Origin of the sequence: Mycobacterium mantenii, assembly GCF_010731775.1 — a bacterium.
Lineage (GTDB): Bacteria > Actinomycetota > Actinomycetes > Mycobacteriales > Mycobacteriaceae > Mycobacterium > Mycobacterium mantenii.
Genome location: NZ_AP022590.1, coordinates 5,799,540 through 5,818,274, shown reverse-complemented (window position 1 = coordinate 5,818,274; position 18,735 = coordinate 5,799,540). Strand labels below are relative to the sequence as shown.

At 68.2% G+C, this 18,735-nt stretch carries 18 protein-coding genes and 1 pseudogene; 4 read left to right on the top strand and 15 right to left on the bottom strand.

What is annotated here, in order from left to right; genetic code table 11:
• Positions 1–32: 32 nt before the first annotated feature.
• The 3 genes from G6N50_RS26885 to glyA all read right to left on the bottom strand — a co-directional run bounded on the left by G6N50_RS26885 (position 33) and on the right by glyA (position 3,801).
• Positions 33–1,334 (bottom strand): PhoH family protein, encoded by a 1,302-nt coding sequence (locus G6N50_RS26885; RefSeq protein WP_083096249.1) that lies wholly within the window; start codon positions 1,332–1,334, stop codon positions 33–35.
• 251 nt (positions 1,335–1,585) lie between these two features.
• Complete coding sequence (locus G6N50_RS26880; RefSeq protein ID WP_083096291.1) at positions 1,586–2,413, bottom strand: acyl-ACP desaturase; 828 nt, start codon at positions 2,411–2,413, stop codon at positions 1,586–1,588.
• Positions 2,414–2,520: 107 nt separating this feature from the next.
• Positions 2,521–3,801 carry a serine hydroxymethyltransferase gene (gene glyA / locus G6N50_RS26875; protein ID WP_083096251.1) on the bottom strand — a complete coding sequence of 427 codons (1,281 nt, stop codon included), beginning with the start codon at positions 3,799–3,801 and terminating at the stop codon, positions 2,521–2,523.
• A 128-nt stretch (positions 3,802–3,929) separates the two neighbouring features.
• On the opposite strand from glyA, the gene coaA reads away from it, so the two are divergent.
• Entirely contained in the window at positions 3,930–4,868 is a 939-nt protein-coding gene (coaA, locus tag G6N50_RS26870) for a type I pantothenate kinase (protein ID WP_044487112.1), read from the top strand.
• Between the two features lie 24 nt (positions 4,869–4,892).
• Here the strand turns inward: coaA and G6N50_RS26865 are convergent.
• The 3 genes and pseudogenes from G6N50_RS26865 to G6N50_RS26855 all read right to left on the bottom strand — a co-directional run bounded on the left by G6N50_RS26865 (position 4,893) and on the right by G6N50_RS26855 (position 7,765).
• A pseudogene (locus G6N50_RS26865) lies at positions 4,893–5,314 on the bottom strand (hypothetical protein).
• Between the two features lie 251 nt (positions 5,315–5,565).
• A complete protein-coding gene (locus G6N50_RS26860) occupies positions 5,566–6,936 on the bottom strand; it encodes a hypothetical protein (protein WP_083096253.1) in 1,371 nt (456 codons plus the stop codon).
• A gap of 40 nt (positions 6,937–6,976) precedes the next feature.
• Positions 6,977–7,765 (bottom strand): (2Z,6E)-farnesyl diphosphate synthase, encoded by a 789-nt coding sequence (locus G6N50_RS26855; RefSeq protein ID WP_083096293.1) that lies wholly within the window; start codon positions 7,763–7,765, stop codon positions 6,977–6,979.
• A 170-nt stretch (positions 7,766–7,935) separates the two neighbouring features.
• Here G6N50_RS26855 and trhA point away from each other — a divergent pair, with 170 nt between their 5' ends.
• Positions 7,936–8,709, top strand: coding sequence for a PAQR family membrane homeostasis protein TrhA (trhA, locus tag G6N50_RS26850; RefSeq protein WP_083096255.1), 774 nt, complete (start codon positions 7,936–7,938; stop codon positions 8,707–8,709).
• Between the two features lie 19 nt (positions 8,710–8,728).
• Here trhA and G6N50_RS26845 read toward each other — a convergent pair whose 3' ends face one another.
• The 4 genes from G6N50_RS26845 to mca form a co-directional block, all read right to left on the bottom strand.
• Positions 8,729–9,112: a nuclear transport factor 2 family protein gene (locus G6N50_RS26845; RefSeq protein ID WP_083096256.1), complete on the bottom strand. Its 384-nt coding sequence runs from the start codon at positions 9,110–9,112 to the stop codon at positions 8,729–8,731.
• A 301-nt stretch (positions 9,113–9,413) separates the two neighbouring features.
• Positions 9,414–11,429, bottom strand: a complete 2,016-nt coding sequence (locus G6N50_RS26835) for a thioredoxin domain-containing protein (protein WP_083096258.1) — start codon at positions 11,427–11,429, stop codon at positions 9,414–9,416.
• Entirely contained in the window at positions 11,416–11,727 is a 312-nt protein-coding gene (locus G6N50_RS26830; RefSeq protein WP_083096260.1) for a hypothetical protein, read from the bottom strand. The genes G6N50_RS26835 and G6N50_RS26830 overlap by 14 nt, the downstream gene beginning before the upstream one ends.
• Positions 11,724–12,596, bottom strand: a complete 873-nt coding sequence (mca, locus tag G6N50_RS26825; RefSeq protein WP_083096262.1) for a mycothiol conjugate amidase Mca — start codon at positions 12,594–12,596, stop codon at positions 11,724–11,726. The genes G6N50_RS26830 and mca overlap by 4 nt, the downstream gene beginning before the upstream one ends.
• A 112-nt stretch (positions 12,597–12,708) precedes the next feature.
• On the opposite strand from mca, the gene G6N50_RS26820 reads away from it, so the two are divergent.
• Positions 12,709–13,143: a DUF4307 domain-containing protein gene (locus G6N50_RS26820; RefSeq protein WP_083096264.1), complete on the top strand. Its 435-nt coding sequence runs from the start codon at positions 12,709–12,711 to the stop codon at positions 13,141–13,143.
• 218 nt (positions 13,144–13,361) lie between these two features.
• A complete protein-coding gene (greA, locus tag G6N50_RS26815; RefSeq protein WP_066997513.1) occupies positions 13,362–13,856 on the top strand; it encodes a transcription elongation factor GreA in 495 nt (164 codons plus the stop codon).
• 60 nt (positions 13,857–13,916) lie between these two features.
• Here greA and G6N50_RS26810 read toward each other — a convergent pair whose 3' ends face one another.
• The 5 genes from G6N50_RS26810 to G6N50_RS26790 form a co-directional block, all read right to left on the bottom strand.
• Complete coding sequence (locus G6N50_RS26810; RefSeq protein WP_083096266.1) at positions 13,917–15,083, bottom strand: cystathionine gamma-synthase; 1,167 nt, start codon at positions 15,081–15,083, stop codon at positions 13,917–13,919.
• Between the two features lie 11 nt (positions 15,084–15,094).
• Positions 15,095–15,838, bottom strand: coding sequence for an RDD family protein (locus tag G6N50_RS26805; protein ID WP_163650902.1), 744 nt, complete (start codon positions 15,836–15,838; stop codon positions 15,095–15,097).
• 111 nt (positions 15,839–15,949) lie between these two features.
• On the bottom strand, positions 15,950–17,356 hold the full coding sequence (locus G6N50_RS26800) for a cystathionine beta-synthase (protein WP_083099863.1): 1,407 nt from the start codon (positions 17,354–17,356) through the stop codon (positions 15,950–15,952).
• A gap of 71 nt (positions 17,357–17,427) precedes the next feature.
• Positions 17,428–18,495, bottom strand: a complete 1,068-nt coding sequence (locus G6N50_RS26795) for an alpha/beta hydrolase (protein WP_083099864.1) — start codon at positions 18,493–18,495, stop codon at positions 17,428–17,430.
• A 63-nt stretch (positions 18,496–18,558) separates the two neighbouring features.
• On the bottom strand, positions 18,559–18,732 hold the full coding sequence (locus G6N50_RS26790) for a hypothetical protein (protein ID WP_158086122.1): 174 nt from the start codon (positions 18,730–18,732) through the stop codon (positions 18,559–18,561).
• Positions 18,733–18,735 lie beyond the last annotated feature (3 nt).

Sequence of the window (18,735 nt, the reverse complement as noted above, 5' to 3'; positions counted from 1 at the left end):
CACCCGGGGTCGAGCGCGCTGGTCAAGCGCCCTCACTGCGGGCCGGCGATCTCCTCGAGCATCTCGGTGACCAGGGCCGCAATCGGCGATCGTTCGCTGCGCAACAGGGTGATGTGGGCGAACAGCGGATGGCCCTTGAGCTTCTCGATCACCGCCGCGACACCGTCGTGGCGGCCCACCCGCAAGTTGTCGCGCTGCGCGATGTCGTGAGTCAGCACCACCCGCGATCCGGTGCCCAGTCTGGACAGCACGGTCAGCAGGACGTTGCGCTCCAGCGACTGCGCCTCGTCGACGATGACGAACGAGTCGTGCAAGGAGCGGCCCCGGATGTGGGTCAGCGGCAGCACCTCGAGCATGCCGCGGGACAGCACTTCCTCCAGCACCGCCGGGCTGGCCAGACCCTCGAGGGTGTCGAAGACGGCCTGGGCCCACGGGCCCATCTTCTCGCTCTCGCTGCCGGGCAGATATCCCAGCTCCTGACCGCCCACGGCGTAGAGCGGGCGGAAGACCACCACCTTGCGCTGGGTGCGCCGCTCCAGCACCGCCTCCAGGCCGGCGCACAAGGCGAGCGCCGACTTGCCGGTGCCGGCCTTGCCGCCCATCGACACGATGCCCACCGACTCGTCGAGCAGCAGGTCGAGCGCGACCCGCTGTTCGGCGGACCGCCCGCGCAGTCCGAACACCTCGCGGTCGCCACGCACCAGCTGGACGCGTTTGTCCGCGTTGACCCGGCCCAGCGCATGGGAGCTACCGCCGAGCAGCCGAACACCGGTGTGGCAGGGCAGGTCTCGCGCCTCCACCAGATCGATCTCGCCATCGGTGAACAGCGCGTCGATGTCCTCGGTGGCGGTCTCGATCTCGCGCATCCCCGACCACCCGGAGGCCACCACGTCTTGAGCGTGGTATTCGTCGGCGGCTAGCCCGACCGCGGCGGCCTTGACCCGAAGCGGAATGTCCTTGCTGACCAACGTGACTCGCTTGCCTTCGGCGGCGAGGTTGGCGGCACAGCTCAGGATCCGGGAGTCGTTGCTGTCGCTGCGGAAACCCGCCGGCAGTACCGACGGGTCCGTGTGGTTGAGCTCAACGTGCATCGAACCACCTTGTGTCCCAACGGGAATGGGCTGATCCAGCCGTCCGTGCATGAGGCGGAGATCGTCGAACAGCCGCAGCGACTGGCGGGCGAACCATCCCAGCTCGTGATGGTGGCGTTTGGCCTCCAGTTCGCTGATCACCACCAACGGAACAACCACCTCGTGTTCGGCGAACCGGCTGCACGCCCAGGGGTCGGACAGCAGCACGGAAGTGTCGATCACGTAGGTCCGGATTTCGGTCACGTAGCGCTCCTCGAGCGGGATGAGCCCGCGCGGACCCGCACAGGCATGTCGACGGGAACCGCAGCACCAGGACCGGGGCCGGTCCTTCCGTTGTGGTGACGGGAGGTGCCGCCCTGGCAGCAGAGCATGACGCTGACCATCGAGATCGACGCTACTCCCGTGGCCGCGTGCGCGCTGTGCAGGCGCGCCGACGTGGCGAGCCGCGGCCGCCGTCGGTTGCGGCCGATGGGGTGTGGCGCGTGCAGGCCGGCTTAGCCGGCGACGAATTGCCGCAGCGCGGGCTCGTCCGCGAGCCCCCATGCGGCGATGCGGTCGGAGACCGCCTGGCGCAGCTGCTCCGGACCGAAAATGCCTACCTTTGCGACGTTCTGCACCTTGTCCTGGTACGCGTCGATGTCGGCCCCGGGCACCTTCAGCTCGGCCGCGCGGGCGGCGATGGCGGCGATGGTCTCGTCGCGGGTGTACTCGAGGCAGTGCGCGACGAGGTTGGAGAAGAAGACTTCATGGCGCCGCTCGTCGCGGGCGATCCGGTCGACGAGGCCGGCCAGGATGGGCTCCTCGAGCCGGGCGGCCAGATTTTCGCAGAACACGGCGTGGGTGCGCTCCACGAATGCCATGTGCACCAGGGTTTCCACCTGCGAGAAGGTGTCGGCGCGGTAGCCCTTCATGACGTACTGGACGCGGGCCTCTTCGTTGGCGGTCGGGTCGACCTCGCGGGTCACCACCAGGTACTCGCGCAGCGCGATGGCGTGCAGGTGCTCCTCGGCGGTCCACCGGCCCAGCCAGCGGCCCCAGTAGTCCTCCAGGATGAAGTGCTCGACCAGCTCGCGGTGGTACGCGGCGAGGTTGTCCTTGAGCAGCAGCATGATCTCGCAGGCGTCGGTCAACGGCCTCGGCAACGTCATCGACGACGGGTCCCAGTCGCGTCCACCGAGGAAGGCGAAGTTCTCGCCCCGTTCGAACGGCACGTAGTCGTGCGCGAACCAGAGTTCTTCGGTGGACAGGTGGCGGTCGATGTTCGCTTCCACGACCGGCTCGAGTTCCAGGGTCAGCGCGTTAGCGACAGGTCTTTGTGCCATGAGATGACCGTAACCCGCGGACACAGGTTCATGAAATCGGCCGGGCCGTGTCGCCGCAACTGGTGACTTTGGTCCTCAATCGCGTGCGGCCGTGCTGTCCGGCCCGGCTAGCGGCCGACCAGCGCCCAGTCTTCGAGGCCGTCGTACAGCGGAAACTCCTGGGCCAGCCGGGTGACGCGCTGCCGCAGACCCGACACGTCGGCCGCGCTGCCGGCCGCCAGCGCGGTGGCGATGACGTCGGCAACCTCGCTGAACTCGGTGTCGCCGAAGCCGCGGGTGGCCAGGGCGGGCGTCCCGATCCGCAGGCCCGACGTGACCATCGGCGGCCGCGGGTCGTTGGGCACGGCGTTGCGGTTGACGGTGATGCCGACCTCGTGCAGCAGATCCTCGGCGGCCTGCCCGTCGAGCGGGGAATTGCGCAGGTCCACCAGCACCAGGTGCACGTCCGTACCGCCGCTGACCACCGACACACCGGCCTTGGCGACGTCGGCGGCCAGCAACCGGTCGGCGAGGATGCGCGCGCCGGAGAGTGTGCGCCGCTGCCGCTCGACGAATTCGGGGGTGCTTGCGATCTTCAGCGCGACGGCCTTGCCCGCGATGACGTGCATGAGCGGTCCACCCTGCTGACCGGGGAACACCGCCGAGTTGACCGCTTTGGCGTACTCCTGCTTACCGAGGATCATCCCCGAGCGGCCGCCGCCGAGCGTCTTGTGAATGGTGGTCGACACGATGTCGGCGTGCGGCACCGGCGAGGGATGCAGCCCGGCTGCGACGAGGCCGGCGAAGTGCGCCATGTCCACCCAGAGCTTGGCGTCGACCTCGTCGGCGATCGACCGGAACGCGGCGAAGTCGAGGATCCGCGGATAGGCCGACCACCCGGCGATGATCACCTTGGGGCGGAATTCCAGCGCCTGCGCGCGCACCGCGTCCATGTCGACGAGGTGCGTCGTCGGGTCGACGCCGTAGAAGCCGTTCTCGTAGAGCTTGCCGGAGAAGTTCAGTTCCATGCCGTGCGTCAGGTGACCGCCGTTGGCCAGGTCCAGGCCCAGCAGCCGCTCCCCCGGTGACATCAGCGCGTGCAGCACGGCGGCGTTGGCCTGCGCGCCCGAATGCGGCTGCACGTTGGCGAAATCGGCCCCGAAGAGCGCCTTGGCCCGGTCGCGGGCGATGTTCTCCACGACGTCGACGTACTCGCAGCCGCCGTAGTAGCGGCGCCCGGGCAACCCCTCGGCGTACTTGTTGGTCAGCACGCTGCCCTGGGCTTGCAGCACCGCGCGCGGCACGAAGTTCTCCGAGGCGATCATCTCGAGGGTGTCGCGTTGCCGGCCCAGTTCTTTGCCGAGCAGCTCGGCGATATCCGGGTCGACCTCGGCCAGCGGGGCGGACATGAGGGACGCCGTGGCGGGGGCAGTGGGACGGGCGTCAGGTGCAGCAGTCACGGCCGCCAGTCTATCCAGCGCCGACTTTTCGACAGCCCAGCCGTCGGGCTTTTCCGCGCTCCTGCAACACTTGCACTATGCCGCGGCTTAGCGAGCCGAGCCCTTATGTGGAGTTCGACCGAAAGCAATGGCGTGCGCTTCGTATGTCGACGCCGCTGGCCCTCACCGAGGAGGAACTGGTCGGCCTGCGCGGTCTGGGTGAACAGATCGACTTGCTCGAAGTCGAAGAGGTTTATCTGCCGCTGGCCCGGCTCATTCACCTGCAGGTCGCGGCGCGCCAGCGATTGTTCGCCGCCACCGCCGAATTCCTCGGCGAACCCCAGCAAAACCCGGACCGGCCGGTGCCGTTCATCATCGGGGTGGCCGGCAGCGTCGCAGTCGGCAAGTCGACGACAGCCCGCGTGCTGCAGGCGCTCTTGGCGCGCTGGGACCACCACCCGCGGGTGGACCTGGTCACCACCGACGGCTTTCTATACCCGAATGCCGAGCTGGACCGGCGAAACCTGATGCATCGCAAAGGGTTTCCGGAAAGCTACAACCGCCGGGCGCTGATGCGGTTCGTGACCTCGGTGAAATCGGGTTCGGACTACGCGTGCGCGCCCGTGTATTCGCACCTGAAATACGACATCATCCCCGGGGCCAAGCATGTGGTGCGCCATCCCGACATTTTGATTTTGGAAGGTCTCAACGTTCTGCAGACAGGTCCGACCCTGATGGTGTCGGACCTGTTCGACTTCGGCGTGTACGTGGACGCCCGGATCGAGGACATCGAGCAGTGGTACGTATCGCGGTTCCTGGCCATGCGGAGCACCGCCTTCGCGGATCCCGAATCGCACTTCCACCACTACTCGGCGCTGAACGACACCAAGGCCGTCGCCGCCGCTCGGGAGATCTGGCGTTCGATCAACCGTCCCAACCTGGTGGAGAACATCCTTCCCACCCGGCCGCGCGCCACCCTGGTGCTGCGCAAAGACGCCGACCACTCCATCAACCGGCTGCGGCTGCGCAAGCTTTGACGCCCGCCGCGGCGGGCCGGCGGATCACGCCGCGAGGCGGCGCAATCCCAGGTACTGCAGCGCCGCGAACGCCGCCGTATACGCGCCGCTGGCCAGCGTCAACGCGACGCCGGTGACGGTCAGTGGCAGCGCTTCGGCGGCCACGATCGACGCCAGCGTGAACGCGACGTTGACCACCACGACGCCGATACCGACCCGGCGCAGGTCCGGCAACGCGCCGAGGCTGAACACCAGCAAGCCGGCGAGCACGAAGACGACGCCCACGCCGTATTCCGAAAGGACGTCAGGCCGGTCAGCGACGAGAGCGGGTCGGCGAGAAACGCGATCACCAGACCGCACAATCCCGTCAGCGTCGCGTCGGCGCGCACGGCAAATCGCAACAGCGAGTCGGTCGAGTCGTAGAGGGGCCGGGTGGTGATGCCTGAGACACCGGTAACAGAGCTCATGTGATTACTCCTCGCGATGGCGGGTTGGGTCGAACAGCTTTGAGGGTGCCGCCAGTGCACTGCCATATCGACTCGTGGCGCTGCCAACTAATGCCACGGATACAAAGACGAGGTGGTTCACCCGCATATTCCCATCAGTGGGTAAATATTTGACACGCGCCAGTCTGCTGGGCTCAGCGGCCCCACGAGTCACAGGAGCACGGGGTACAGCACTGTGCCGCCCGGCAACCGCGGTGACCGAAGTACCCGTTCTAGTCGCTGGGAACCGGGACCCGTCCACGAAGATCGGCGGCGATCAGCCGGGCGGCGGCGTTTTGCCAGTTGTGCAGCGAGCGCTGGGGGACCTCTGTGACGAACCACTGCCAGGCCTGCCGCGCGATGGGATCCAAGCCGGAGGCGGTGGCGTTCTGCGCGTAAGCGCGCACCCCGACGACGTAGGGGAAGTACAGCGAGTTGTAGTAGCGCCACTCTTCGGTGGTGCCGAAGTCGCCGCCGTCGCGCGGCTTCAGCCGCGCGATGCCGTCGGCGAGCACGGCCTTGAGTTCGTTGGCGCGCTCGATCGGATGGTCGGGGGCTCCCCGCGCGGCCAGCCGCCCGTCGATCACCGGCAGTGCGGTCAACGGGCTGGCGACCAGCTTGGTCAGATCGCCGTAGTGTCCCAGGGCCCGCCGGGTGAGCCGAACGAAGGTGACGTCGTCGACGCCGGCGAGCGGGTGCTCCTGCCGCAGCGGCAGCGCCGCCCCGGTATGCCGCAGCGCGGCCCGATCCGCCCGCAGCGCAGGCGATTTCGAGAAGGCCAGCCGGTCGAACACCCCGGCCAGCGGATCCGCGAGCACCTGCACGGTGATCGCGATCGCCAGGCTGGTGAACAACAGCACGGTCAGCGCGGTCTGCGCGCCGGGATCGTGGCGGGTGACCGCCAACCCGATCAGCGCCTGGCCGCCGAAAAGCACCGCCACCACTACCGAACCGGTGAACGAGCGCAGCATGTCGGCGCGCAGCGCCTGGCCCTCGTCGAACGCGTCCCAGAGGGCGACGGCGACCCCAAGCCCCAGGACGTCGCAACTCGTCGACGCCAGCGCGACCCAGCTGGGTACCAGGCCCAACGGAATGATCAGGATCGCGTTGCCCAACGCGAAGAACAGGGTCGCGGTGATGGCGAGTCCGACGGCCGGCCTGGGCCGTCGCGGGCGGCGCAACGCGGCGGCCATCGCGCCGAGGGTCGACACCGAGATCACCGCGAACATCAGCCAGTGACCGGGCCGCAGCGGCCCCTCCACGCTGCCGGCCAGCATCGCCCCGAACAGGGCCAGCGCCGCGACCCCGGCCACGAGCAAGACCTCGCGGGTGCGCGAGCGCCAGCCGTCGCTGGGCCGGGACAGCTCGACGAGCACCGCGAACCACGCCACACCGGGGATGGCCGTCAGGTAGATCTCGACTCGGCTCAGCATCCGAGCGGAGACGGGATTGGCAGTCCGAACCGCGTCCAGCCCCACCACGAGCGCGAAACCGCACAGCCCGATCGCCGCCAGCGCGAGGACGGGTTTGCGCGGGTCGCGGGCCACCAGATACAGGCCCAGCCAGGCGCTCAGCGTGAATACCACCGCCGACAGCGCAGCCATGTTCTTAGTGTGGCACGCGCGCGACGTGCCGTTGAGGCCGCTACTTGCCGTACCGGCGGTGCCGCTGGCTGTAGTCACGCAGCGCGCGCAGGAAATCGACCCGGCGGAACGCGGGCCAGTGCGCTTCGGTGAACCACATCTCCGAATACGCGCTCTGCCACAGCAGAAAACCGGACAGGCGTTGCTCGCCCGAGGTGCGGATCACCAGGTCGGGGTCGGGCTGCCCGGAGGTGTAAAGGTTCTCCGAGATCGCGTCGACCGTGACCGACTCGATCAGCTCTTCGGCGGTCGCGCCGTTGGCAAGTTCCTTGCTTAGCAGGGCACGCACCGCGTCGACGATCTCGCGGCGGCCGCCGTAGCCGACGGCGACGTTGACGTGGAAGGGCGCCACGACCGGGGTGGATTCCACGGCGTCGCGCAGCCGGCGGGCCGGTTCCTCGCCGAGCAACTCGAGATCCCCGACGGTGCGCACGCTCCAACGATTGGCCGGTGCGCAGATCTCCTCCACCACGTCGGTGATGATTTCGATCAGCCCGGCCAGCTCTTCGGGATCGCGTTGCAGGTTTTCCGTGGACAGCAAGTACACCGTGGTCATTTCGATGCCGGCCTCCTGGCACCAACGCAGCATCTCGGCAATCTTGACGGCACCCATCCGGTAGCCGTAACTCACGTCGTCGTAGCCCGCGTCGCGCGCCCAGCGCCGGTTACCGTCGCACAGCACCGCGATGTGGCGGGGCAGGTCGGATTTGGTGGAGGTCAGACCCTGCCGGAGCCGCATTTCGTAGATGCGATACAGCGGCTCTTTGAGACGCGGCGGGATAATTTCCACGAACATCCACCCTACTGCCAGCGGTGATCAATGCACCGCTTCTCATTTCGGCCCGGTCACCTCAGAAGTCGAGACTGTGCCGTAACCATCCCTGACTACTGTGGGTCTTGAACAGCCCCTGGCGACTTTGCCGCCGGCATCGCCCGTTGCGAAGACAAGACACAGGAGACATGAGCAGCCAGACCAGCACCGTCCCCAACCCGGAGCCCGACCACGAGTCGATCGTGCCGGGCAACACCGTCGATCAGTTCGTCGAGGGTGCCGCCCAGTTCCTGGGCAAGCCCCGGATGCGCGGCTGGATCCACTTCGTCTCCGCGTGGCTGGCCATCATCACCGGCGCCACACTGGTGTCGGTGTCGTGGGCGGTCGCCTCGCCCCGCGCCGGCCACTCCACGCTGGTCTACGCCGCGTCCACGGTGGCGATGTTCGCGGTCAGTGCCACCTACCACCGGGTGCACTGGAAGTCAGACGTCGCGCGCAGCCGGATGAAGCGACTCGACCATTCGATGATCTTCGTCTTCATCGCTGGCAGCTACACCCCGTTCGCGCGGCTGGTCATGCCGCAGAACACCGGGGTGCTGGTGCAATGCATCGTGTGGGGCGGCGCGGCGGCCGGCATCACGTTGAAGATGTGCTGGCCGACGGCGCCGCGCTGGGTCGGCGTGCCGCTTTATCTGCTGCTGGGCTGGGTGGCCGTCTGGTTCGCTCCCACGATCCTGCACCAAGCCGGCGTGGCCGCGATGGTGCTGCTGGCGGTGGGCGGCGTGTTCTACAGCGTCGGCGGCATCTTCTATGGGCTGCGCTGGCCCGACCCCTGGCCGCGGACATTCGGCTACCACGAGTTCTTCCACGCCTTCACCGCGATCGCGGCGATCCTGCACTACATCGCCATGTGGTTCGCCGTCTTCTACGCGGGCGACCACGCCTGGCTAGCGGGCGGCTGAGGCTGCGCCGTCACGCCGGCTAGGCCGGGGCGACGTCATCCTGCGGCGACCAGTAGGCCTTCATCGAGGCGATCTTGCCGCTTCCGTCGAAGACCATGACGTCGATGGGCTCGATCACCATCTGGTGCTCGCCCGCGGTCACGGTCAGCCGAAAGTGGAAAGCCGCCTCGTTGCCGGCGACGCGCAGCGTCAGCAGTTCGCATTCGCGCTGCAGACCATCGACCGCGGAGTAGAAACCGTGGATCGCCTGCCGCCCGATGTGCACCTCACCGCCGACCGGATCCTCGACGGTGGCGTCATCCGCATACAGCTCGACCAGATCATCGGCGCTGCCCTTGGCGACCAGTTCGATGTAGCGGTTGACCGTGCTTCTGATCGCGTCGGTCTTGGCGGCATTTGGCATGGGACGCAGGGTAACCCCCGGCGAGTGGTGATCGCCAGCGCGACGCAGCCGGGCGCAGCGGGTCACCACCATCGACTTCAGTGGTGATCGCCAGCGCGACGCAGCCGGGCGCAGCGGGTCACCACCATCGACTTCAGTGGTGATCGCCAGCGCGGCGCAGCCGGGCGCAGCGGGTCACCACCATCGACTTCAGTGGTGATCGCCAGCGCGGCGCAGCCGGGCGCAGCGGGTCACCACCATCGACTTCAGTGGTGATCGCCAGCGCGGCGCAGCCGGGCGCAGCGGGTCACCACCATCGACTTCAGTGGCCGGGAACATCCAGGGCGGCGGCCAGTTCGGGTGCGCCGGTCACCGGCAGGTCGCAGACCTGGCCGCGGCACACGTAGGCGGCGTCGGCGCCTCTAACCCGGGGCCGGCCGGCCAGCAGCGCCGACGAATCCACCTCCCCGCCCACGACGATCGCCCCGCCGGGCGCCAGCCGTCGCGCCTCGGCCAGCAGCGCCGAGGTCGACGGGTCGCAGGCGACCGCGATCTGCAGCGGTCCGCGCACCGCCGCTTCCGCAACGGCCAGCCAGTGTCCGGCCGACCGGGGCGCGCGGTCCAGCAGCACCGAGTGCGCGCCGAGCGAGTCGGACACCGCCCGCAGGTAACGGTGCGCGCGGTCCCCGTCGGCCAAATGCGCGGCGGTCAGCAGCGCCTCGGTGATCGACGACGCTCCCGACGGCGTCGCGCCGTCCAGCGGGTCGGCCGGCCGCAGCACCAACCGCTCGGCGTCGTCGGCGGTGTCGAACCAGCGGCCGGGTTGGTCCCGGTCGGCGAAGTGCGCCAGCGCGGTGTCCAGCAGATCGGTAGCCGCGGTCAGCCAGGCGTCCTCGGCGGTCAGCTGATACAGCGCAAGCAGCCCGGTGGCCAGCATCGCGTAGTCCTCGAGGATGGCCACGCTGTCGCCGACCACGCCGCCCAGGCTGGCCCGTCGCAGCCGGCCGTCGACGACATGCAAATCCAGCAGCGCCCGCGCGCAGCGCACCGCGGCCTCGACGAATTCGGGCTCGTCCAGCGCGACACCGGCCTCGGCCAGCCCGGTGATCGCCAGCCCATTCCACGACGTGACCACCTTGTCGTCGCGCCCGGGCTGGATCCGGCCGAGCCGGGCGGTCAGCAGCGCAGACCGCACGCGTTCCAGCCGCCGTAAATCCTCGACGTCGACCTGCAGCTGCAGCACCGAGGTGCCGTGCTCGAACGTGCCCTCCCGGGTGACCGCGAAAACGCTTGCCGCCCAAGGCGCGTCGTCCGGGCCGAGCACCTCGTTCAGCTGCGCCGGCGTCCAGACGTAGGTCGAGCCCTCGCGCCCGTCGGCGTCGGCGTCCAGCGACGAGGTGAACATGGCACCGTCGGCCAGGTCGTCGAGCAGGAACCGCGCGGTCTGGGCGGTGACCCGGCGCGCCAGCGGGTCTGCGGTACGCCGGGCCCAGTGCCCGTAGGCGCGCAGCAGCAGCGCATTGTCGTACAGCATCTTCTCGAAATGCGGTACCACCCAAGCATTGTCGACGCTGTAGCGGGCGAAGCCGCCGCCCAGTTGGTCATAGATCCCGCCGCGCGCCATCGCGTAGCCGGTGTGCGACACCGCCGCGAGCGCCGCCGGTGACCCGGTGCGCTCGAAGTGGCGCAGCAGCGCCTCGAGCAAGGCCGACGGCGGGAACTTCGGCGCGCCGCCGAAACCGCCGTGAACGGCGTCCCGATCCGTGAGCACGGTGGCGACGGCGTGGTCACACAACTCCGGCGCTATCGACGGGCCGCCGCCCGGAAGTGCCGCAGCCATCTTGCGCAGCTCGCCGGCGATATGGTCGGAGGCCTCCTCCACCTCGCCGCGGCGCTCCCGCCATGTGGCCGATACAGCCGAAAGGAGTTGCAGGAAAGCCTCTTTCGGATAGTAGGTGCCGCAGAAGAAGGGCCGCCCGTCCGGCGTCAAAAAACACGTCATCGGCCAGCCGCCGTGCCCGGTCAGCGCCACCGTGGCGTTCATGTACACCGCGTCGACGTCGGGGCGTTCCTCGCGGTCGACCTTGACGCAGACGAATCCCGCGTTCATCACGGCGGCCACCTCGTCGTCTTCGAACGATTCGTGGGCCATGACATGGCACCAGTGGCAGGCGGCGTAGCCGACGGAAAGCAGAATCGGCACGTCGCGTGCGGCGGCGTCGGCCAGCGCCTCGGCGGTCCACTGCTGCCAATGCACCGGATTGTCCGCGTGCTGGCGCAGGTACGGGCTGGTCGCCAGCCGTAGGGTATTCGTCGAAGCCGGGTCAGCCGGGCTCATCGCCGGGTCCCGGGGCTCGCGGCGAGCCGTCCGCCTGATCCGGGGCGTCGTGCGGGCCGACCGCGTCGGTGCCCTCGTCGGCGGCCTGGTCCGGTTCGGGGTGCTTGGGATCAAACGACTCCGGCACCTTCTTCAGCTGCCGGTTCATCGAACGCAGCAGAAACAGCGTGCTGATCAACAGCAACACCACGATCAGCAGCCCGACCGGGCTGGCCTTACCGAAATCGGGGCCGGTGTGGCGCGGCGGGCCGTCGGCCTGCCAGCCGGCGGCGGTCACGACGAGAAACAGGTGATTCACGCGTCGCTCTCGATTCCGGCGAACAGGTCGTCCTCGGGCAGCCGCACCGGGACCCGCGAGCGCGCCAACTCGAATTCCTCGGTGGGCCACAGCCGTTGCTGCCACGCGATGGGAGCGGCGAAGAAGTCGTGGTCGGGGTCGATCTGGGTGGTGTGCGCCCGCAGCGCGTCGTCGCGCTGGCTGAAGTACGCCGAGCACTCGACCCTGGTGGTGACCCGGGACTCGAACGGATCGTGCTTGGCGTCCCAGTGTTCGAGCCACTTTTTGAACGGGGGCTCCTGACCGTGCTTGATGGCCTCGTCGTGTAGCAGCTGCATCCGCGCCCGCAAAAACCCGTGGTTGTAGTAAAGCTTGGACACCGTCCACGGCTCGCCGGCGTCCGGACACCGCCGGTAGTCCCCGGCCGCCTCGAACGCGCCGAGCGAAACCTGGTGGCAGCGAATGTGATCGGGATGGGGGTAGCCGCCGTTTTCGTCGTACGTGGTCATCACGTGCGGGCGGAACTCGCGGACGACGCGGACCAGGGCCTCGACCGACTCTTCGAGCGGCACCAGCGCGAAACAACCCTCGGGCAACGGCGGCGGGGGGTCACCCTGGGGCAGTCCGGAGTCGACGAAACCCAGCCAGTGGTGCTCGACGCCGAGTATCTCGGCGGCCTTGGCCATCTCGTCCCGGCGGATTTCGGCGATGTGCCCGTGCACCTCGGGCAGGTCCATGGCCGGGTTGAGAATGTCGCCGCGCTCACCGCCGGTCAACGTCACGACCAGCACGCGATGGCCTTCGTCGGCGTAGCGGGCCAGCGTGGCCGCGCCCTTGCTGGACTCGTCGTCGGGGTGGGCGTGCACCGCCATCAACCGCAATCCGCTCACGTGCCCCCTTGTCGGTCCGATGGTCGCCCGGTCTGACCCTATAATTCCAGTTCCGAGTTCGTTGCATGCTGTCGGCCGGTGCCCGGCAGCCGACAACCAGGCATAACCAGGCATGACCGAAACCCCGACTCCACGTCCGGAGGCCCGCTACGGGCGCTCCCGGCTGTCGCGCATCCCCCGGCGGTCGGTGATCGTCACGCTGGGCGCGCTGGTCATCGTGGCCGGACTCGTGATTGCCGCCATCGGTTATCACCGGTTCGGCACGAGCGACGTCTCGGGGACGATGGCGGGCTATCAGGTGATCGACGACCAGACGGCGTCGATAACGATCAGCGTGACGCGATCCGACCCGTCGCGACCCGTGGACTGCATCGTGCGGGTCCGTTCGAAAGATGGCAGCGAGACGGGCCGGCGAGAACTGCTGGTTCCGCCATCGGACTCAGCCACCGTGCAGGTAACGACCACGGTGAAATCCTTTGAACGGCCGTCGGTGGCCGACATCTACGGCTGCGGCACCGATGTGCCCGCCTACCTGCGCGCACCGTGACCTCCCAATCCACGGCGAACTGCAAATATGGAGTCATCAAGTGTTTGCGCGGTGGTAACATGGATGAATGCACGGTTCCGGTTGGGACCGTGTTGCTGCATTAGCGACCGTGAGCAAAACGGAGCGGCAGCACACGGGGAGGGACCCGCAACTCCGGGCAGCGGAGCTAACAGGACTTAACGCGGACTCGCGGAACAACATACGAGGAGCACGACGAGATGACGGACACTTCCGTGACCTGGCTGACCCAGGAGTCACACGATCGACTCAAGGCCGAGCTCGATCAGCTGATCGCGAATCGTCCGGTCATCGCCGCGGAGATCAATGACCGCCGCGAGGAGGGTGACCTGCGCGAGAACGGCGGCTACCACGCCGCCCGCGAAGAGCAGGGCCAGCAGGAGGCCCGCATCCGTCAGCTGCAGGACCTACTCAACAACGCCAAGGTCGGCGAGGCGCCCAAGCAGTCCGGCGTCGCGCTGCCCGGCTCGGTGGTGAAGGTCTACTACAACGGCGACAAGTCCGACACCGAGACCTTCCTGATCGCCACCCGCCAGGAGGGCGTCAACGACGGCAAGCTCGAGGTGTACTCACCCAACTCGCCGCTGGGCGGCGCTCTGATCGACGCCAAGGAAGGCGAGACCCGCAGCTACGTGGTGCCCAACGGCAACACCGTCGAGGTCACGCTGGTCAGCGCGGAGCCTTACCACTCCTAGTCGACTAGCCCCATTGGTGGCGACCCGCTTCGCCCGGCTGCGCCGTGCTCGCGATCGCCACTAGCTGAGCGCCTGGTCGAGATCGGCCAGCAGGTCGGCGATGTCCTCGATGCCGACCGACAGGCGCACCAGATCGTCGGGCACTTCCAACTGCGACCCGGCCGTCGACGCATGCGTCATGGCACTGGGGTGCTCGATCAACGACTCGACCCCGCCCAGCGATTCCGCCAGAATGAACACCCGGGTGTTGGCGCACAGATCGCGGGCCGCCTGGCGGCCACCGCGCATGCGCACCGAAACCATGCCGCCGAAGCCGCGCATCTGCCGTGCGGCGACCTCATGCCCGGGATGTGAGGGCAAGCCGGGATAGAGCACCGTGCTCACCGCGGCATGCCCGGCGAGGAATTCGGCCACGGCCGAGGCGTTTTCGCTGTGCCGCTGCATCCGCAGCACCAGGGTCTTCAGGCCGCGCATGGTCAGGTAGGCGTCAAACGGGCCGGGCACCGCCCCGGCCCCGTTCTGCAGGAAGGCGAAGGCCTCGTCCAGCTCTTTGTCGTTGGTGATCAGCGCACCGCCCACCACGTCGGAGTGCCCGCCGATGTATTTGGTGGTGGAGTGCAGCACGATGTCGGCGCCCAGCGTCAACGGCTGCTGCAGCGCCGGCGAGGCAAAAGTATTGTCCACCAATACTTTTGTTGAACTCTGCTTTCCCAGTTCGGCCAGGGCGGCGATGTCGGCGATGGACAGCAGCGGATTGGTCGGGGTCTCCACCCAGATCAGCCGGGTTCGCGGCGTGATCGCGGCCCCGACGGCGTCGACATCGTCCAGCGGCACGGGTGTGTACTCGACGTTCCACTGCGTGAAGACCTTGTCGATCAGCCGGAAGGTGCCGCCGTACGCATCGTTGGGGATGACCACATGGTCGCCGGGCCGCAGCAGCGCCCGCAGGGCACAGTCGGTGGCGGCCATGCCCGAACCGAAGGCTCGCCCGTAGGCACCCTCTTCGACGGCGGCCAGCGACGCTTCCAGCGCGGCCCGCGTCGGGTTGCCGGTGCGCGCGTATTCGTACCCGCCGCGCAATGCACCGACACCGTCCTGGACGAAGGTGCTGCTGGCGTAGATCGGGGCGTTCACCGCTCCGGTCGCCGGGTCCGGCCGATAGCCGGCGTGAATCGCCTTGGTGGCCAGTCCGGTGAACTCGTGATGTCGGTTGTGGTCGTCGCTCATCGACGACCAGCCTAGGTGACGGCCGGCCTCTCGGAACCGTCGATGGGCAGGCACACCGTCGTCATGATCTTGTCCGCCAGCGTTTGACGCTTCGAATCCCACAGCGGGAAAAAGAATCCGATGAAGCAGATGATCGCGTCGACGAAGTGCGCCAGCGAGCGCACCACCGACATCCCGAAGCCGATGGGCTGGCCGGTGATTTCGCTGACCACTTTGAACTTCATCACCGATTTGCCGACGCTCGAGCCGGTGGTGCCCTGCCGGTAGCCGAAGTTCCAGATCAAATAGAACAGCCCGATGATCGACGCCAGCCACTGCGCCACCATGCCGACGGTCGAGTTCTGGGTGGCGCAGTACTGGTTGACGGCGTACTGCGTGACGTCGGTGATGCAGGCGGTCTGCTGGGTGGCGACCAGGATCGCGGTGCCGATCCCGTGCACGACGGCGTACGGGAGGATGTCGATGATGAACGCCAGCGCACGGGTGAGCCACGGCGTGTAGTCCTGCGTCGGCAACGTGCGGATCGCGGGCCCGGGCGGCGGAGGCGCGTATCCGCCGGCCGACGGCGGGGGCGGCGGATAGGAACCGCCGGGCGGCGGAGGCGGGGGCGGAGGATAGGCACCGCCGGCGGGCGCCTGCGGAGGCGGGGGCGGCGGGGTTTCCTGCCCACCCGACGGGGGCTGAGGCCCACCCGAGGGCCCGGGCGACGAGGGAGGTGGCGGGTAAGCGCCGCCGGGCGGCGGTTGATTGGTCATGGGCAACCTTTCCACTCGGGTCCAGCTGAACTAGGCCGAAACAGTACCCGAGCGCGTCGCGGCCGAGCGAGACGCGCGGCGCGCGCCGGTGGTCACGCGCGGCAACGAGAACTACCGGCGCCCGAACAGCCCCCGGGGTCCCTCGGAGAGGAAGCCCAGCAAGTCATAGCGGGTGATCACCCCGACCGGTTTGCCCTCCTCGACCACCATCAACGCGTCCCAGTCACGCAGCGCCTTGCCGGCCGCGCTGACCAACTCCCCGGCGCCGATCATCGGCAGCGGCGGGCTCATGTGCTGTGCGACCGCGTCGGCCAACTTCGCGCGGCCCTCGAAGACGGCGGACAGCAGTTCGCGTTCGGAGACACTGCCGGCGACCTCCCCCGCCATCACCGGCGGCTCGGCGCCGACGACCGGCATCTGGGACACCCCGTACTCGCGCAGGATGCCGATGGCGTCGCGCACCGTCTCGGACGGGTGGGTGTGCACCAGGTCGGGCAGCTCGCCGGATTTGCGGCGCAGCACGTCGCCGACCCTGGACTGTTCGGTCGACCCGTCGAGACGGCTGCGCAGGAACCCGTACGACGACATCCAGGCGTCGTTGAAGATCTTCGACATGTAGCCCCGCCCGCCGTCGGGCAGCAGCACCACCACGAGCGAGTCCGGCCCGGCCTGCTCGGCGACCTTGAGCGCGGCGACCACCGCCATCCCGCATGACCCGCCGACCAGCATCGCTTCCTCGCGCGCCAGCCGCCGGGTCATGTCGAACGAGTCGGAATCGGAAACCGCGATGATCTCGTCGGGCACCGTGCGGTCGTATGCCTGCGGCCAGAAGTCCTCGCCGACGCCCTCCACCAGATAGGGCCGGCCGGTGCCGCCCGAATACACCGACCCCTCGGGGTCGACGCCGATGATGCGCACCGCACCGTTGGACACCTCTTTGAGGTAGCGCCCGGCGCCCGTGATCGTCCCGCCGGTGCCGATGCCGGCGACGAAATGGGTGACTTTGCCGTCGGTATCGGACCAGATCTCCGGGCCGGTGGTTGCGTAGTGGCTGGCCGGCCCTTCCGGGTTGGCGTACTGGTCGGGCTTCCACGCGCCGTCGATCTCGGTGACCAGCCGATCGGAGACGCTGTAGTAGCTGTCCGGGTGCTCGGGCGGCACGGCGGTCGGGCACACGACGACCTCGGCGCCGTAGGCCATCAGCACGTTGCGCTTGTCCTCGCTGACCTTGTCCGGGCAGACGAACACGCATTTGTAGCCGCGGTGCTGGGCGACGAGGGCCAGCCCGACGCCGGTGTTGCCCGAGGTGGGTTCGACGATGGTGCCGCCGGGCCGCAGCTGTCCGTTGGCTTCGGCGGCGTCGATCATCTTGACCGCGATCCGGTCCTTCGAGCTGCCGCCGGGGTTGAGGTATTCGACCTTGGCCGCCACGATGCCGGCGCCGTCAGGAACGACGGAATTCAGCCGCACCAACGGTGTGCCGCCGATGAGGTCACTGATGTGCTGCGCGATCCGCATGCGTTCATCGTCTCAGGCGGTTTCGCACGGCGCACAACTGCGCTCCGCGGGTTTGCGCGTCGGCCCGCGCCTTACTCCGTGGCCTCGCGGATGTAGTCGCCGATCTGACGCAGCGAGCGCACGGCCTCGGGCACCATCGGCGCGGCCAGCTGGAAGTCGTGAATCTGCCCGGGCCAGACCCGGACCTCGGCCGGCACCCCCACCGCGGCCAGCCTGCTGGCCGCCAGTCGCGCGTCGTGCAACAGCACCTCGGAGCCCGACACGTGAATCAGCGTGCGGGGCAGGCCGGGCTTGATGTGCTCCAGCGGCTCGTAGATCTCTTCGGGCTTCCCGTCGACGATGTTCTTCGACGCGGCGTTGGCCACCAGGACGGCGAGCGCATCGAACGCCCCGGCCGTGAACATCGCGTCGGTCTCGATGTTGGGATGGGCCTGCTTGGGTTCCTTGGCCAGCTGCAGCAGGGGCGAGATCGCCACCAGCGCGGCCGGATCCTCCCCTTCGGCCTGCAGCCGTTGGGCGAGCGTGAGCGCCAGGTAGCCGCCGGCGGAGTCACCGGCCAGCACGATCTGGTCGGGCTGGTATCCGCGCTGCCGCAGCCATTGATAGGCGTCGTGGCAGTCCTCGAGCGCCATCCCCACCGAATTCTTCGGCAGCAGGCGGTAATTGACCACCAAGATGGGTGAGTCGGCGAACTTGGACAGGGCTTCGACCAGCCTGCCGTGGGAGTTCGCCCCACAGGTCAGAAACGCGCCGCCGTGGAGGTAGACGATCACGCGGCGGGTGCCGTCGGCGGGCAGCACCCCGGGGGCGCGAACCAGCTGCGCCGACGCGTTGGGCAGCTTGATGGTCTCGCGGACGGTGGCCGACGCCGGGATCAGCACCCGGGCAGTGAGGTCGATGAGACCCCACGGCCAGGGCAGGTTGGGGACGTGGCTGCCGACCGACAGGATCGGCCGGATGGTCATCCGCGAGGTGAGGTTCGCCAGGCGCGCGGCGACGCTGGGCCCGGATTCCAGGACCTCGACCGGTGCGCCGTCGCTGATCGCGAACTTGCGCGTATGGGTCCGACGAGCTTTCAGGACGTCATGGGCCCGAAGGGTATTTGCCGACGTCCCCGATTCCTTGCTAGGTGCGGTCATGCTCAACACTCCTACGCCTTTGTAGTGCGATACAGCATGTGACGAGGCGACCAAGCGTCTGGTTCAGTTGTTTGCCATGGCGTTCAGCAACCCCTCGACTTCAGCTTGACAGGCGATGCTTAGTGCAACGTATGAAATAGCTGATTCGATACCAGTTTTGCTTCGCTCCGTGATCACTTCGTTTTCCAGCCGCCCGCGCAAACCGCGAAGCCGCTCTAAACTTGGTTGCGTGACCATGCG